Annotated in this window: 14 protein-coding genes; 11 read left to right on the top strand and 3 right to left on the bottom strand. The window is 73.9% G+C overall.

Annotated elements, in window-relative coordinates; all coding sequences use genetic code 11:
- Positions 1-49: 49 nt before the first annotated feature.
- The 3 genes from RB146_06255 to RB146_06265 all read right to left on the bottom strand — a co-directional run bounded on the left by RB146_06255 (position 50) and on the right by RB146_06265 (position 2,993).
- Positions 50-490, bottom strand: a complete 441-nt coding sequence (locus RB146_06255) for a hypothetical protein (protein MDQ7828581.1) — start codon at positions 488-490, stop codon at positions 50-52.
- Between the two features lie 11 nt (positions 491-501).
- The gene (locus RB146_06260; GenBank protein MDQ7828582.1) at positions 502-1,656 is read right to left on the bottom strand and encodes an FAD/NAD(P)-binding oxidoreductase; all 1,155 of its coding nucleotides are present in this window, start codon (positions 1,654-1,656) and stop codon (positions 502-504) included.
- Positions 1,657-1,868: 212 nt separating this feature from the next.
- Entirely contained in the window at positions 1,869-2,993 is a 1,125-nt protein-coding gene (locus RB146_06265; GenBank protein ID MDQ7828583.1) for a trypsin-like peptidase domain-containing protein, read from the bottom strand.
- Between the two features lie 246 nt (positions 2,994-3,239).
- Here RB146_06265 and RB146_06270 point away from each other — a divergent pair, with 246 nt between their 5' ends.
- The 11 genes from RB146_06270 to RB146_06320 all read left to right on the top strand — a co-directional run bounded on the left by RB146_06270 (position 3,240) and on the right by RB146_06320 (position 13,958).
- Positions 3,240-4,541: an RNA chaperone Hfq gene (locus RB146_06270; GenBank protein MDQ7828584.1), complete on the top strand. Its 1,302-nt coding sequence runs from the start codon at positions 3,240-3,242 to the stop codon at positions 4,539-4,541.
- A gap of 65 nt (positions 4,542-4,606) precedes the next feature.
- On the top strand, positions 4,607-6,100 hold the full coding sequence (locus RB146_06275; protein ID MDQ7828585.1) for an acyl-CoA carboxylase subunit beta: 1,494 nt from the start codon (positions 4,607-4,609) through the stop codon (positions 6,098-6,100).
- Positions 6,101-6,245: 145 nt separating this feature from the next.
- Positions 6,246-6,593, top strand: coding sequence for an SPW repeat protein (locus RB146_06280; GenBank protein ID MDQ7828586.1), 348 nt, complete (start codon positions 6,246-6,248; stop codon positions 6,591-6,593).
- 152 nt (positions 6,594-6,745) lie between these two features.
- Positions 6,746-6,913, top strand: coding sequence for a hypothetical protein (locus tag RB146_06285; GenBank protein MDQ7828587.1), 168 nt, complete (start codon positions 6,746-6,748; stop codon positions 6,911-6,913).
- Between the two features lie 88 nt (positions 6,914-7,001).
- Entirely contained in the window at positions 7,002-7,484 is a 483-nt protein-coding gene (locus RB146_06290; protein MDQ7828588.1) for a GNAT family N-acetyltransferase, read from the top strand.
- A gap of 32 nt (positions 7,485-7,516) precedes the next feature.
- A complete protein-coding gene (locus tag RB146_06295; protein ID MDQ7828589.1) occupies positions 7,517-9,010 on the top strand; it encodes a biotin carboxylase N-terminal domain-containing protein in 1,494 nt (497 codons plus the stop codon).
- On the top strand, positions 9,007-9,645 hold the full coding sequence (locus RB146_06300; protein ID MDQ7828590.1) for a biotin/lipoyl-containing protein: 639 nt from the start codon (positions 9,007-9,009) through the stop codon (positions 9,643-9,645). The genes RB146_06295 and RB146_06300 overlap by 4 nt, the downstream gene beginning before the upstream one ends.
- Positions 9,638-11,299, top strand: coding sequence for a methylmalonyl-CoA mutase family protein (locus RB146_06305; protein MDQ7828591.1), 1,662 nt, complete (start codon positions 9,638-9,640; stop codon positions 11,297-11,299). The genes RB146_06300 and RB146_06305 overlap by 8 nt, the downstream gene beginning before the upstream one ends.
- Before the next feature lie 4 nt (positions 11,300-11,303).
- On the top strand, positions 11,304-12,260 hold the full coding sequence (gene meaB, locus RB146_06310) for a methylmalonyl Co-A mutase-associated GTPase MeaB (protein ID MDQ7828592.1): 957 nt from the start codon (positions 11,304-11,306) through the stop codon (positions 12,258-12,260).
- Complete coding sequence (gene mce, locus RB146_06315; GenBank protein MDQ7828593.1) at positions 12,257-12,652, top strand: methylmalonyl-CoA epimerase; 396 nt, start codon at positions 12,257-12,259, stop codon at positions 12,650-12,652. The genes meaB and mce overlap by 4 nt, the downstream gene beginning before the upstream one ends.
- 268 nt (positions 12,653-12,920) lie before the next feature.
- Positions 12,921-13,958: a 3D domain-containing protein gene (locus tag RB146_06320; protein ID MDQ7828594.1), complete on the top strand. Its 1,038-nt coding sequence runs from the start codon at positions 12,921-12,923 to the stop codon at positions 13,956-13,958.
- The last annotated feature ends 22 nt before the right edge of the window (positions 13,959-13,980 follow it).

A 13,980-nucleotide genomic window follows, 5' to 3' on the forward strand; every position in this document is an offset into this window, starting at 1 on the left:
CTAGCCGGAGGGGCGCTGCCCGGGCCCGGGACAAGGTCAACGGGAAAGGTCAACGGGCGGGCTGGGGAGGCCGCAGCGCCCGCAGGGCGGCCAGCAGCACCTCCAGGGCTTGGGCCACTTCCGGACTGCGAAGCGCCTGCCAGACCTCCCGGACACGCATGGGCCGGGTGCGCGGCTGGGCCAGCTTCTCGTTGGCGGCCTGCGCCGCGTACAGGGCCAGGCGGAACAGGGGCTCGTAGCGAACCTGGCCCAGGACGCCCAGGAGCATCATGGCGTTGGCCACCAGGGTCATAAGCTCCGGACGGGTGGCAGCGCTGAACTGTTCGTCGAACTCCTCCATCACGCCGTCGACGGCGGCCAGGAGCCCGCTGCGCTGCAGTCGGCCCACCACGTCCAGGAGCTGCTCCACCGCGTCCGCGTGCTCGGCCAGCTTGGCCAGCACGCGGTCCAGCGCCTGCCGGTCCACGTCCCGCACGCTCACCTCGCCCATGGCATCCCACCTCACCGCCCGAACAGGCTCGCGAACCACAGACGCTCGAACCCCACCTTCACCGACCGAAACAGCCGCATGCCCCCCAACAGCCGGCAGTCCGGGTAGGACGACCGCCCGTACAGTTTGTCGGTGAAGTCGCACCACACCGCGGCGCCGATGTAGCCCGTGTCCATCACGCACACGCCCACCATGTTGTAGAGCTCCCCCAGGTACGCCCCGCGCACCCGGTCCAGGATCTGGGTCACCACGTGGTCGGCCTGGAAGTGGGCGAACACCCCCGCCATGCCCAGGCCGATGGTGGGCGCCACGACGTCGCCGATCCCGAACACCTCCGGGTACCGCAGCGAGGCCATGCTGGGGAGCGCCACGTCCATGTACCCCTCCCCCGTCGCCAGGGGTGACTGGCGTACGGGCTCCGGCGGCGCGTGGGGTGGGATGAGGATGGCCAGGTCGTACTCCAGGGATCGCCCGTCTGCGGAACGCAGTGCCCGGGCGTCACGGTCATGGGCGACCAGCTGGAAACCTCCCTGGAAGTCCACCCGGAACTGCTGGAGGAACGTCCGAAAGCCTTCCACCATCAAGGGCCCGAAGGTCTCCATGGGCTGTTGCCACGGGTGGAACACCGTGATGCGGGTGCGGTCGGAGATGTGCCGCTGGTCCGCCAGGTAGCGCAGCATGAAGGCCACCTCGAAGGGCGCGGGCGGGCAGCGGTACGGCCACTCCACCGGGCCCACCACCACGTGTCCACCGTGGAACCCCCGCAGGGCCTCCCGCAGCCGCACCGCGTACTCCAGCTCCCACGGCCCCTCGAAGCCGTCCGTGCGGGGGTCGGGCCGCAGGACGGCACCCAGGGCCACTACCAGGACGTCGTAGTCCAGCGAACCCGCGTCCGTGTCCACTCGGCGCGCCTCCGGTTCGATGCGCGTCACCGTGGCGTGCACCACCTTCGTGCCGTACCGCGCCTCCAGAAGCTTCAACGGACGGCGTACCTGATCGGGGTCGCGCTTGCCCATCATCACCCACAGGTAGCTGGGCCGGTACTCGTGCCACGGGCTGCGGTCCACCAGGACCACCTCCACCTCGCCGGGCCGGGACCACTCCGCCAGGCGCTTGGCAGCGATGGCCCCGCCGCTTCCCCCGCCCAGGATCACCACGCGGTGCATCGCGCTCCGCCTCCTTTCCAGCCGCAGGGTATCGTGACTGTAGGCCGAGGGCCATCCGGCGGTCGCCCGAACCGACCGTACCGTGACCGTGGGTCGAGGGCCATCGGGCGGTCGCCCGAACCGACCGCTAATCCTGCGACGGCGCCGTCAGGTCTTGACGGCTCCCCTCGCGGCCGAGGGAGCACCGCCCCAGACGCGGGCGAGGCCGCGGATCACTCGAAGACGACCAGAGCCCAGACGACCTCGGTCCGCGGGTCGAAGAAGACGCCAATCCCCTCGCGCGGCCAGTAGGCGGCCGGGCTTCCGTCGCGGGCCGAGGCAAAGGTCCGGGAGCCCTGGACGCGCGGGCCGATCCGCGGTTCGCCCAGGACCCTGACGAACTCGGCCAGCCGCATCCCCCGGCGCAGCCCCTCCTCGGTCCGGTGACGCGAGAGGGTCGAGGCGATGAGCGCGACGGTCTCCTGCCCGGGAGGCCCGACCAGGATCATCCAGGCCGCGAAGGCGTCGCCCGCGCCGCGCCAGGCGCGGATGCGACACGAGGTGCCCCGGGTCCGCTCCTCCGGGCTGGTGCAGTCCTCGGCGATGCTGGCCGTGCCCCCGAAGGTCGTGATGGCCGCCGCCGAGGCTTCGTTGAGCGTCATGCCGAGCGCGATGCCCGAGATGCGCTCCCCCGGCACGACCAGATCGTCAAAGGCCGGAGCGCTGCGCACCACGGTCGGGTTCTGCACCTGCGCCCGGACCCAGTTGCTGGGGGCGGCGAAGGAGAACCCGGAACCACCGTGGAGCCGCCCGACGTGGACGCCGACCACCTCCGCCCGCAGGTTCACGACAGGGCTGCCGCTCCCGCCCCCGAAGGTGGCCGCATCGTACTGGATGAAGCCCTCGCGGCCCCGGGTGGCACTGATGATGCCGCGCGTCACGCTCGGCTCGCGCACCTGGGCGCCCAGGAGCGCCGGGTAGCCGATGACCAGGATCTCCTCCCCCTGCTGCAGCCGGTCCGAGTCCGCCAAATCGAGGGCGACGCAGGGCGGCCGTCCCTGCACCAGGGCGACATCCCTGGTGCGGTCGAAGCCGACCACCGTCCCCGGGTAGGAGGGACCCTGCCCATGGACGGTCACCTGCCGGGCGCGTCCCACCACGTGGGCGGCCGTCGCCAGGTGACAGCCACCCGAGACGTAGAAGCCACTGCCGAGGCTGCTGGGCGCCTCGACAATGACCACGGCGGGCTTCACCCGCTCGATGACCGCCACGTACGGCGACTGGGCTTCCGCAGGTCCGGAAGCCAGGCTCGCGACCAGCAGGGCCAGGAGGCACGAGGCGAGGGCCAGCGGTCTCATCGCGCCACCCCCTGGGTAGGAGGTTTGTCTCAAGACTGGGGATTCCTCCATGCGCGGGGGCGGCCCGTGCCCGGGCGAAGTTGCCACGATCCTCCCGCGACATTGCCTGGCGCCTGCCGTGCGCCCCCGAGCCGGCGCGGGGGTGGGTGGGGGGCCGGAGCCGGTGCGGGTACCGGGTCTCTCCCTGCCGTGGTCGCCCCGCCCGCGAGGCGGTACACTGGCCCTGAGGGCATTCCGGCGATCACCATGGCGACCGAGGTCTTTGCCGAGGAGATCGAGGCCTTCCTCGAGCAGGTCGAGGGCGTGGCCGCCGCCCGCGTCGTCGCCACCGACGAGGGGCGCATCGACCGCATCTACCTGACCACGGAGACCCAGCGCGACGACGCCGCGCTGCGGCGGGCGGTGACGGCGGCGCTGGCCAGCCGCTACCGCCTCCACCTGGAAGGGTGGCGGGTCCAGATCGCCCACCTGGAGCCCGATCCCACCCGACGGCCGCACTTCCACCTCCACCGGCTCGAGGAGACGCTCACCGGGGAGGCCACGCGCGTCATCGTCGAGCTGCGCTACACCCGCAACGGCGGGGCCCGCACGACGACGGGGAGCGCGGAGGCGCCGACAGGGGGAGGCGCCGTCCGCGTCCGCACCGCCGCGCAGGCCGCCCTGGCCGCCGTGCGTCCCGTCCTGGAGGCGCTGGGGTGGCGGCCGGCGCTGGAGGCCGCGACGGTGATGCCCTTCGGCGGCACGCAGGTGGCGCTGGCCGCCGTGACCCTCGCCGGCGGCGGGGCCCTCAACGCACGGGGGCAGGTGCACATCGGCGCGGTTGCCGTCAGTGGCAGCGAGACCGAGGCGGTCGTGCGCGCGGTGCTGCGTGCGGTCGGGACGACCGACGACCTGCCCGAGCCGCCGCGGGACCGCCGCGAGCGCATGGAGGCGCTGCGGGCCCACTACCACCGCCTGATCCGCCTGCCCGAGGCCGGGGAGGTGGCGGCGGCTGCGGAGGAGGAGAGCTTGCCGGAGCCGCCGCCGGCCGTGAGCGCCTCGGAGGCCGGCCCGGAGCCCGCGCCCGACGCCCCGCCCCAGGCTGCCACGCCTGCCGACGTCCCGCCCCAGGCTGCCACGGAAGCGCCGGCGGTGCCGGGACGCCCGTCGGTCTCGTGGGTCTCCGGAGGTGCGGATCCGGCCGGAGCGCCCAGTGCGGGAGCGTCCACCGGTGCCGCGGGGCTCCAGGAGATCCGTCCCGAAGTCGAGGGAGGTGCGGTGATGGCGACACGCGAGGAGCCGCAGCAGCGGGTGGAGGCGGTGTCCCGTCCCCCGGCGCGGCACGGGGCGCTGGAGGACGACTTCTACCGCCGCCTGGTCCACAGTGGCGTGCCCGTGCACATCCGCTGCCGGGACGGCTATGAGATCCCCGACGGCATCGTCAAGGACTTCGGCACCTACTGCCTGCTGGTGGAGAGCCAGGGGGTGGAGGAGCTCCTCTTCAAGCACGCCATCCTGACCATCCGCCCGCACCGTCCCGTGCCCCGCGACCTCCCCCTGCAGGCCTAGCCCGCCGCGTGCCCCCCGAGGACCTCCTGGAGGAGCTGCGCCGCCGCCGCGCCCGGGTGGAGGCGATGGGCGGTCCGGAGCGGGTGGCCCGCCAGCACGCCGCCGGCAAGCTCACCGCGCGGGAACGGCTGGCGGTCTTGCTCGACCCCGGCTCCTTCGTCGAGCTCGACCGCTTCGTCACCCACCGCGGCCGCGACTTCGGCCTCGACCGCCTGGAGGCGCCCGCCGACGGGGTGGTCACCGGCCACGGCACCATCGACGGCCGGCCGGTGGCGGTCTTCTCCCAGGACTTCACCGTGCTCGGAGGATCCCTCGGCGAGGCGCACGCCGAGAAGATCGTCAAGGTGATGGACCTGGCCCTGCGCGTCGGCATGCCGGTCATCGGCCTGAACGACTCGGGCGGGGCGCGCATCCAGGAGGGGGTGGCGGCGCTCGGCGGCTACGCGGAGATCTTCTTGCGCAACACGCTGGCCTCCGGCGTGATCCCGCAGCTCTCCCTCATCCTGGGCCCCTGCGCCGGCGGGGCGGTCTACTCGCCGGCCATCACCGACTTCACCATCATGGTGCGCGGGACGTCTTACATGTACGTCACCGGCCCGCAGGTGGTGCGGGCGGTGACGCGGGAGGAGGTCACCCACGAGCAGCTCGGCGGGGCGGACGTGCACGCCGAGCGCAGCGGCGTGGCGCACCTCGTGGCCGAGGACGACGAGGAGGCCCTCACGCTGGCACGGCGGCTGCTGGCCTACCTCCCCCAGAACAACCTGGAGGAGCCGCCGCGCCTGCCCCCCACCGACGATCCGGGCCGCATGGAGGACGCGCTCAACACGCTGGTCCCGGAGGACCCCCAGCGTCCCTACGACATGCACGAGGTCATCCGCCTGATCGTGGACCACGGCGAGTTCCTGGAGGTCCAGCCGGCGTTCGCCCGCAACCTGCTGGTGGGCTTCGCCCGCCTGCACGGCCGACCGGTGGGCATCGTGGCGCAACAGCCCAGCGTGCTGGCCGGGGTGCTCGACATCGACGCCTCGGTGAAGGGGGCGCGCTTCATCCGCTTCTGCGACGCCTTCAACATCCCGCTGGTGACCTTCGTGGACGTGCCGGGGTTCATGCCGGGCACAGCGCAGGAGTACGGCGGCATCATCCGCCACGGGGCCAAGCTCCTCTACGCCTACTGCGAGGCCACCGTCCCCAAGCTCGCCGTCATCACCCGCAAGGCCTACGGCGGCGCCTACGACGTGATGTCGAGCAAGCACATCCGCGGCGACCTCAACCTGGCCTGGCCCACGGCGGAGATCGCCGTCATGGGGCCAGAGGCGGCCATCGACATCATCTTCCGGCGGGAGCTGGCCGAGGCGCCCGACCCGGAGGCCCGCCGCCGCGAGCTCGTGGCCGAGTACCGGGCGCGCTTCGCCAACCCGTACGTGGCCGCCGCGCGGGGCTACCTGGACGACGTCATCGAACCCCGCGAGACCCGCCCCCGTCTCATCGCCGCCCTCGAGGTCCTGGCCCACAAGCGCCAGAGCCCGCCGCGCCGCAAGCACGGCAACATCCCTCTGTAGGGGAGAGCGTCCGGCACCTGCAGGGCGTCCGGCCCGCACCCCCCGGGAGTCTACCGGCCGGGCGACTGGCGCTCCCCGCTGATCGGCTGGTTATAATAAGAGCCGGGAAGGCTGCCGGACCCTGTGCGTAGGGAGGTGATGCGCCATGGTCTGGGCGAACTGGGTCAACGCCCTGGTCGGCCTCTGGTTCATCATCGCGCCCTTCGCGCTGGGCTTCCGGGACCAGAGCGGGGCCACCTGGCTGAGCATCATCGGCGGCGCCATCCTGCTCGTCCTGGCGGCCTGGGCCGCCATGAGCGAGGAGGCGCGGCGACAGCGGTGGATCCAGTACGTGAACGGCCTGATCGGGCTGTGGTTCATCGTCTTCCCCTTCGTGCTGGGCCTCACCGCCCGGTCGGCCGTCACCTGGACCTCCGTGATCGGTGGCCTGATCGCGCTGGTGCTCAGCGCCTGGCTGGCGTTCAGCGTCCTGCCGCGCGAAGCCCGCGCCTGATCTGCGCCGCCTCCTGAGGGCGGCACGCTGTCTTGGCCTGTCTCGTCCGGCCGGCGGCCTTCCCACCCCGCCGCCACGCAGACCCACCGGTCGGTGCGCCGGGAGATCGTGGTCGGGCCGCATCCGGCCCTGACCGGCGCGAGGAGGCTTCCATGCTGCTGGTCGCCATCGCCGCCGCTATCGGCGTCGTGCTCCCGCTCGTCCGCTTCAGCCTGCACACCTTCCAGGTCCCGCCCGAGCAGCAGGGCGTGGCGGCCATGGCCCTCCTGGTCACCTACCTCCTCTTCCTCTCCCCCGTGCTCGCCCTGCTGGCCCCGTAGGAGTCCGCTCCCGGGGAGGCCCCCGTAGGAGTCCGCCCCGCGGGGAGGAATACTCCAGGTGTCCAGCAGCCCCGTGGGGTGGAGCGCGATGAAGCTGGAGTACGTGGAACCGGGCGATCCCAAGTTCCGCGACTGGATCCGTCGCTACCGCGAGGAGATCAACGGCGAAGCCCCGCCCGACGACTGGCTCGACGGCTACCTGGAGACCCTCTTCAAGGAGCAGGGGAAGAGCCGTCACATCTTCTGGGGGGTGGACCAGGGGCGGCGGGTCGGGTGCGTGGTGACCTCCCTCCACCGCGGGATGAACGGGCGCCACCATGGGATGATCGCCGAGTTCTACGTCCACCCCGAGTACCGGCGGGAGGGGTACGGGCGGCGCATGGCCGAGGCCGTCATCGAGTTCCTGAAGGGACAGGGGGCCGGAGAGGTCTACGCCGCGGTGGTCGCTGGCAACGTCCGCGGCCTGCGCTTCTGGGAGTCCTGCGGCTTCGTCATCGCCCGCTACTCCCTCGTCTACCGGCCGGAGGCGCGCCGCGACGAGGACGAGGAGGAGGACGAGAGGACGTTCTGATCCGCCGCGTCCTCATCGCCAACCGCGGAGAGATCGCCCTCCGCATCGCCCGCACCTGCCGCGCGCTGGGGATCGAGCCGGTGGCGGTCTACACGCCCGCGGACCGCGACGCCCCCTACCTGCGCCTGGCCGCCGAGGCCCATCCCCTCCCCGCCGACGCCCCCGCCGAGTCGTACCTCAACATCGCGCGCCTGGTGGAGATCGCCCGGCGGGCCGGCGCCGACGCCGTCCACCCCGGCTACGGCTTCCTGGCCGAGAACCCGGAGTTCGCCGCAGCCTGCGCCGAGGCGGGGTTGCGCTTCGTCGGTCCGCCGGCCGCGGTGCTGGCGCGCTGCGGCGACAAGGCGGAGGCGCGCCGCCGCGTAGCCGCCGCCGGCGTCCCCGTGCTGCCGGGGACGGGGCCCGTCTCCGACGAGGAGGTCGAGCGCGCCGCGGCGGCGGTGGGCTACCCGCTGCTGATCAAGGCCGTGGGCGGAGGCGGCGGCAAGGGGATCCACCTGGTGGAGCGCCCCGAGGCATTGCGCAGCGCGGTGCGGCTGGCCCGCGGAGAGGCGCAGGCGGCCTTCGGCGACCCGCGCATCTACCTGGAGCGCTGGCTGCCCCGCCCCCGTCACGTCGAGGTCCAGGTGCTGGCCGACCGGGAGGGGCAGGTGGTCCACCTGGGGGAGCGCGACTGCTCCATCCAGCGGCGTCACCAGAAGGTGATCGAGGAGACTCCGTCCCCTGCGGTGGGTCCCGCCCTGCGGGCGCGGCTGGGCGAGGCGGCGGTCCGCGCCGCGCAGGCCCTGGGCTACGAGAACGCCGGGACGGTGGAGTTCCTCCTCGACACGGACGCCGCGCCGACAGGGTCTTCGGCACCGTTTGGGGAGGCTTTCTACTGCATCGAGATCAACGCCCGCCTCCAGGTCGAACACCCGGTCACCGAGCTCGTCACCGGGCTGGACCTGGTGGCCCTGCAGCTCCACCTGGCCGGCGGCGCGCCCCTGCCCCTCCGTCAGGAGGACGTGACCTGGCGGGGGCACGCGGTGGAGTGCCGGGTCAGCGCCGAGGACCCGCACCACGACTTCCTGCCCACGCTCGGCACCGTGGCGGCGGCGTGGGAGCCTTCGGGTCCGGGCGTGCGGGTTGACTCCACCCTCGCTCCCGGCCTGCTGGTGACGCGCCACTTCGACCCGCTCCTGGCCAAGGTGGTGACGTGGGGCCCCGACCGCCCCACTGCCATCGCCCGCATGACCGCCGCCCTCGACGAGATGGCGGTGGCCGGGGTGCGCACGACGCTCCCCTTCCTGCGGTGGGCGGTCCGCACGCCCGCCTTCCGTGAGGGCCGCTACGACGTGCGCTTCACGGAGGCGTGGACCCGGGCGGCCCCCGATCCCGAGGCCACGGAGCTGGCCGTCCTGGCCGCAGCGCTGTGGGAGCACGGGCGCCGCCGCGGCCCGGTCCTGCCGCGAGGGGAGGCGGGCGCGCGCTGGGGACGGGCGGGTCGCCTGGAGGCGGTCAGGCGCGAGGCGGGGGTGGGCGCGTGACCGGCGGCACCGGCGCTGCCGACCGTTACGTGGTGGAGACGCCCTCGGGGCGGCGCGAGGTCGAGGTGGCGGAGCGCTCGCCGGGCCGGTACCGCGTGCGGGTGGAGGGGGCGGAGTATGATGTCGGGTGGCGCCGTGCGCTGGGGCAGGCCCACTGGTGGCTCGAGGTAACCGGGCGGCGCCACCTCGTCGCCGCCGAGCCCGAAGGGGACCGGCTCGGGGTCACGGTGGGGTGGAGCCACCTGGACGTGGGCGTCGGCCTGGCCCTGCCGGGGGGCCGGCGGCGGTCCGCTGACCGACGCGGTGGGCCGGTGGAGGTGCGCGCGCCGATGCCGGGGCTGCTGGTGGCGCTGGAAGGTGCGCCCGGCGCGCGGGTGACCGCCGGCCAGACCCTGGCTGTCATCGAGGCCATGAAGATGCAGATGGAGTTGCGCGCCCAGCACAGCGGCACGGTGCGCGAAGTGCGGGCGCAGGCGGGAGCCGAGGTGACGGGGGGTCAGGTCCTCCTGGTCATCGTCCCGGAGGCGGACCCCGGCGCGCGGGAGGGGGACGCCGGCGCGCCGGAGGGGGACGCCGGCACCCACGGCGGCGCCTCCGCCGGGCACCCCCGAGAGGAGGCGGGATGGGATGGCTGACGAGCGGGAACGGATCCGGGCGGCCCGCGCGGCCTGGGAGGCGCGTGTGGACCGCGCGGCCCTGCGGCGCCCCGCGGTGGAGACCGCCGACGGGCTGCCCGTCGACCTGCTCTACACGCCCGCCGATGTCGCGACCGACTACCTGCGCGACCTGGGCTTCCCCGGCGAGCCGCCCTACACCCGCGGCATCTACCCGACCATGTACCGGGGCCGGCTGTGGACGATGCGCCAGTACGCCGGCTACGGCACCGCCGAGGAGTCGAACCGCCGCTTCCGCTACCTGCTCAGCCAGGGCCAGACGGGGCTCTCGGTGGCCTTCGACCTGCCCACCCAGATGGGCTACGACTCCGACCACCCGCTGGCCGAGGCCGAGGTGGGGAAGGTGGGCGTGGCCATCGACTCCCTGGCCGACATGGAGGTGCTGCTGGAGGGGATTCCCCTCGACCAGGTCTCCATCTCCATGACCATCAACGCCACAGCCGCCATCCTCCTGGCCATGGTCGTGGCTGTGGCCGAGCGCCGGGGCGTGGCCCCGGCGCGACTGGACGGCACCGTGCAGAACGACATCCTCAAGGAGTACATCGCCCGGGGCACCTACATCTTCCCGCCGGAGCCGTCGCTGCGCCTGGTCACCGACACCCTGGCCTACTGCGCCGAGCACCTCCCCCGCTGGAACCCCATCAGCGTGAGCGGGTACCACATCCGCGAGGCCGGCGCCACCGCCGTGCAGGAGGTGGCCTTCACGCTGGCGGACGCCCTCACCTACCTGCAGGCCGCCGTGGACCGGGGGCTCGGGGTGGATGCGATCGCCCCGCGCCTGAGCTTCTTCTTCGCCGCCCAGATGAACCTCCTGGAGGAGGTGGCCAAGTTCCGGGCGGCACGGCGCCTGTGGGCGCGCCTGGTGGAGGAGCGCTTCGCCCCTCACGATCCGCGCTCCCGCCTGCTGCGCTTCCACACCCAGACCGCGGGGGCGGCGCTCACCGCCCAGCAGCCCGACAACAACGTGGTGCGGGTGACCATCCAGGCGCTGGCGGCGGTGCTGGGCGGCACGCAGTCGCTGCACACCAACGCCCGCGACGAGGCCCTGGCCCTGCCCAGCGAGGAGTCGGCGCTAGTGGCGCTGCGCACCCAGCAGATCCTGGCCTTCGAGAGCGGGGTGGCCGACACGGTGGACCCGCTGGGCGGCGCCTACTACGTGGAGGCGCTCACCGACGCCATCGAAGCGGCGTCCCGCCGGCTGATCGAGGAGGTGGAGCGCGCCGGGGGGATGCTGCGGGCCATCGAGACGGGGCTCGTCCAGCGGATGATCGCCGAGAGCGCCTACCGTGAGGCCCAGCGCATCGAGCGGGGCGAGCAGGTGGTCGTGGGGGTGAACCGCTTCACCGAGGGTCCGTCCTCCCCCCCCGCCGGCCGGCTGCTGCGCGTCGACCCGGCGGTGGTGGAGCGGCAGCGCCGGCGCCTGCAGGAGGTGCGGGCCCGCCGCGACGGCGGGGCCGTGGCGCGGGCGCTGGAAGCGGTGCGGCAGGCCGCGGAAGGGCGCGACAACCTCCTCCCGCCTATCCTCGAGGCGGTCCGGGCCTACGCCACCATCGGGGAGATCTGCGACACCCTGCGGGCGGTCTTCGGCGTGCACCGGCCGGTGGCGCTCGTCTGAGCCGATGCGCGCCTCCCCGGCCGACCTGGCGGAGCAGGTGCGGGCCGGCTCGCACCAGGCGGCGGCACGCCTGATCAGCCTGCTGGAGGACGGTGACCCGGAGGGGCTGGCCGCCTTGCGCGCGCTGCCCCCGGAGCGGGAGGCCTACGCCGTCGGGATCACCGGGCCGCCGGGGGCGGGGAAGAGCACGCTGGTGGACGCGCTCACCCGGCTGGTCCGGGCGGAGGGCCGGCCCGTCGGCATCATCGCCGTCGACCCCACCAGCCCCTTCACCGGCGGGGCGCTCCTGGGCGACCGCATCCGGATGCAGGAGCACAGCACCGACCCCGGCGTCTTCGTGCGCTCGATGGCCACGCGCGGGCACCTGGGGGGATTGGCCCCGGCCACCACCGACGCGGTGCGCGTGCTGGCGGCGCTGGGGGTGGACCTCGTCCTGGTGGAGACGGTGGGGGCGGGGCAGGCGGAGGTGGACGTCGTCACCGTCGCCGACACGGTGGTCGTGGTGGCCGTCCCCGGGATGGGGGACGCCCTGCAGACGCTGAAGGCCGGGATCATGGAGATCGGGGACGTCTTCGCGGTGAACAAGGCCGACCGCCCCGACGCCGACCGCACCGTGATCGAGATCCGCATGATGCTGCAGCTGGTCCCCCCGGAAGGGTGGCGGCCGCCGGTGGTGCGGACGGTGGCCACGACGGGGGAGGGGGTGGCCGACCTCCTCGCCGCGGTGCGGTCGCACCGGGCCTACCTGGAGGCCAGCGGGACCCTGGAGGAGCGCCGCCGGCGGCGCCGCCGCCACGCCGTGCTGCGGGCGCTGGAGGCCCGCGTGCAGGAGGCGGTGCTGGCGCGGGCGCAGCATGACCCCGTCGTGGCCGCCGTGCTGGAGGAGGCGGAGCGGGGGGGGCTGGACGCGCGCGCCGCCGCGGAGCGCCTCCTCCAGCGCCTGGAGGGGGCGGGCCGATGATCCGGCTCGCCCACCTGGCCATCGCGGTGCGCGACCTGGCCGGGGCGGTGCGGGTCTACACGGAGGCGCTGGGGCTGTCGCTCGCCGGGGAGGAGACGCTGCCCGAGGAGGGGGTGCGCATCGCCTTCCTGGAGGCAGGTGGCGTGCGCGTCGAGCTGCTGGAGAGCCTCGGCCCCGACACCCCGGTGGGGCGCTTCCTGGAGCGGCGGGGGGAGGGGATCCACCACGTCGCCTTCTACGTCGAGGACCTGGACGCCGCGCTGGCCCGGGCGCGGGAGCGCGGGTTGCAGCCGGCGGGCGGCCCGCGCCGGGGTGCGGAGGGGCGGCGCATCGCCTTCCTCCATCCATCCGGCAGCCACGGGGTGCTGGTCGAGCTGATCCAGGCCTCCTGACCGTCCCGATGCGGCGGGAGTGGCTGGCCCCTCTCCCCGGGGAGTGGCTGGCCCTTCTCCCCTGAGGGTGGCTTGCCCCTCTTCCCGGGGTAGTGACTTGCCCCCCTCCCCCGGGGTGTGGTACGTTACCTGCCAGCACGACGCCCTAGGGTGACCCCCTAGGGTTTTTCGTTTTTCAGGACACTCCCCGAACCCATTCGCGCCAGCGCGCATCGCACGCGTCTTCGGCAAGACCCCTGGCGGCGCCGCCGCCGGTCCGGAGGTGTGCATGAAGCCTGCGCTCGTCCTGACGGTGGCGGCCACGTTCGTGGGGTCGGCGATGGGCGTCACCGCCTCGGCCTGGCGGTCGTCCCTCCCTGCCTCGTCGTCCAGCGGGGCGGCGATCCGCCGCCCGGCCACCCCTGCCAGGGCCCCCGAAGAGTCCGGTCGACCGGCCCGACCGACCGGGCTGGAGTCGGAGCGGGATGCGGGTGCTCCTGCCGTGCCGATCACACCCCGTCGGGCCCTGCCTCCCGTTCACGCAACCCTCGACCTCGACTCCTGGCTCAGCGAAGGCGACGCTGTGGAGGTGCGGCGGCCGGCCTACGTGAGCGTGGTGGCCGACGGCCGGGCCCGGCCGCTGCTCACCACCGCCGCCACCGTGGCCCAGGCGCTACGGGAGGCCGGCGTGCGGGTGGGGAAGGGCGACCGGGTCTTCCCTCACCCCTCGAGCCTCCTCCAGCCGCAGAGCCGCATCCGCGTCATCCGCATCCGCCGCGAGGTCCTGACGCGGCAGGTGGCCATTCCCCCGGCGACCGTCCGGCGACGCGACCCGACGGTGAACTGGGGGCGGGTGGTGACCGAGCCCGGCCGGGCCGGCGTGAGGCAGGTGACGGTGGTGAAGACGTACGCCGACGGGCGGCTGGTCTCGGTGGTACAGACGGCCGCGCGCCTCCTGCGGCCGGCGGTGCCGACCGTGGTGCGGGTGGGGCAGCGCCGCCTGGTGGCCTCGCGCGGGGCCTTTGCCGGGTACGAGTACCTGGACGTCGTGGCCACCGCCTACGCCCCCTGGCACGGGAAGGGCGTGGACGGCACGACGGCGATCGGCCTGCGGGCGGGGTACGGGGTGGTGGCGGTGGACCCGCGGGTCATCCCCCTGCGCAGCCGCCTGTATATTGAAGGGTACGGGTACGCCATCGCCGGCGACACGGGAGGACGGATCAAAGGGTTGCGAGTGGACCTGGGGTTCGACAGTGTGCGCGAAGCCCGGCGGTTCGGCCGTCGGCCGGTGCGCGTCTACATCCTGCAGAGGTATGAACGGCGCTGAGCGGTGAGGGGTCCCGGCCGTC

This window comes from Armatimonadota bacterium (assembly GCA_031081585.1).
Taxonomy (GTDB): domain Bacteria; phylum Sysuimicrobiota; class Sysuimicrobiia; order Sysuimicrobiales; family Humicultoraceae; genus Geohabitans; species Geohabitans tengchongensis.